This is a genomic window from Brevibacillus sp. HB2.2 (assembly GCF_013284275.1).
GTDB classification, from domain to species: Bacteria; Bacillota; Bacilli; order Brevibacillales; family Brevibacillaceae; genus Brevibacillus; species Brevibacillus brevis_D.
Window position 1 is genome coordinate 1 of sequence record NZ_JABSUV010000087.1, and the last position, 1895, is coordinate 1895.

Annotated in this window: 1 protein-coding gene; it reads right to left on the reverse strand. The window is 47.0% G+C overall.

What is annotated here, in order from left to right; translation table 11 throughout:
- Window positions 1-75: 75 nt before the first annotated feature.
- Entirely contained in the window at window positions 76-1377 is a 1302-nt protein-coding gene (ltrA, locus tag HP401_RS29380) for a group II intron reverse transcriptase/maturase (RefSeq protein ID WP_375140445.1), read from the reverse strand.
- Window positions 1378-1895 lie beyond the last annotated feature (518 nt).

The following is a 1895-nucleotide window of genomic DNA, read 5'->3' on the forward strand; positions in this document are numbered from 1 at the left end:
AATCGAGTAGGAGGGGGTGACTAGCCCCCGTCCTCTCACACCACCGTACGTACCGTTCGGTATACGGCGGTTCATCTAAGTTTGACGTAAAAGAAAATACCTATCCTTAAGACTCTTAAGACCTTCGGTCTGCCAATAGGCATTATCCAAAGTTCTGTGAAGTATAGGACTACACGCAATACGCCAGTATCTCTTACGAGAATTGCCCCATTCGAAGGCTTTTGTTTTGGGCACTCCCAAAGTAATAAGCCTTTTTACTTTTGTTCGAGGGTTCTTCCACTGTTTCCATAGGCACATACGGAGCCTTCTTCTTATCCATTCGTCTAGACTGGAGAAGACCGAAGGTGTGTCTGCAAGTGAGAAATATCCCGCCCAGCCAATAAGGTATCTATTTAGCTGTTCAATTCGATACTCCATGGGAAGCGCGTTTGACCTTGAGGTAAATTCCCGAATTCGTTGTTTTACCTTCTTCATGCTTTCTTTCGCGATTCGAATCTTTGGATCAGACTGGTGGGTAAAGCTAAACCCTAGAAATTTTCGTTTCCATGGCCGGTCTACTGCACTTTTCTCAATGTTCACCTTAAGTTTTAGTTTATTCTCGATGAACCAGGAAATAGATGCCATTACCCGTTCGCCAGCCTTCTTTGAAGAAACGTAGACATTACAGTCGTCCGCGTAGCGGACAAATCTGAGGCCTCGTTTTTCTAGCTCCATGTCCAATTCATGCAACATGATGTTGGAGAGCAGCGGACTAAGAGGTCCACCTTGCGGCACTCCTTCCTCGTTTGCTGTCTCCAGCCCGTTAATCATGATGCCCGATTCTAAATAGCTTCTGATAAGCCTGAGAAGTGTCTTTTCCTTGACATGTTTGGCGATAAGCCCCATTAACTTGTCATGGTTTACTTTGTCAAAGAATTTCTCTAAGTCTAAATCAACAACCCACCGTTTCCCCTCTTTCATAAATCCTTTAGCCTTCCGAACTGCATCATGTCCTCGCCTATTTGGACGAAAGCCATAACTGTGTTCGGAGAACATCGGATCGAAAACTGGGGTCAGAATTTGAGCGATTGCCTGCTGGATAAAGCGGTCTGTCACAGTAGGAATTCCTAGCAACCGTACCCCACCTCTAGGTTTCGGGATTTCGACCCTTCGGACTGGTTGCGGTTGATAGGTACCATCCTCTAACTGCTGGCGGATGGAGTCCCAGTTGGTCATGATATGTTCACGTAGGGATTTTACTGACATACCATCCACACCGTGGCTTCCTTTATTCTTTTCCACTCTCTTTAATGCTGTCAGAAGGTTTTCCCGTGACAGAAGTTGCTTCATCATGTTGAGGTATTCCTTTCGCGTGAACGTTCTTTCTACTTGTGCCATTCTTACTTCAGCCCTCTCAGATTCCCCCGTGGAATTCACCACTTCCTCCTCTGAGCAAGTCCTTACGGATTGTCTGCCTCATTAGCAAGAATGAACGCCTAGCTTCTCGTTCTTCCTAGATGTTCGGTCCTTCCCTGTTCAGGCGTCCCTTACTAGGGTACTATGACCTCTGCTGACTCCTGATCGTTCAGCTTCTCCTTTCAAAGAAGGTTACCATGTGAGCATGGCGTTTCGGTCAGGTCTCCCCAGGTAAGAGCGTTATCTTCCCCTCCATCTATCTGCCTCATTTACTCTCATTCGCCTTTGGCAGTAAGGACTTTGCCTTGACATGCAGGCTCATCCAACGAATGTTAGCCTCGTATGAGGTTCGTGTTCCTCAGACCGGAGGTTTGCCGCCGACTTCCTTCAGATTCCACCTCACGGTGGACACCCTTGTCTTAAGCTAATGGCTACTACTGCCTTCACCATTCGGGACTTTAACCCTAGAGATAACGCCCATGCTGGGCGCACATGAAAAA

Coding starts and splice junctions, on each gene's coding strand:
- ltrA (WP_375140445.1), bottom strand. CDS start 1,377: ATGGCACAAGTAGAAAGAACGTTCACGCGAAAGGAATACCTCAACATG.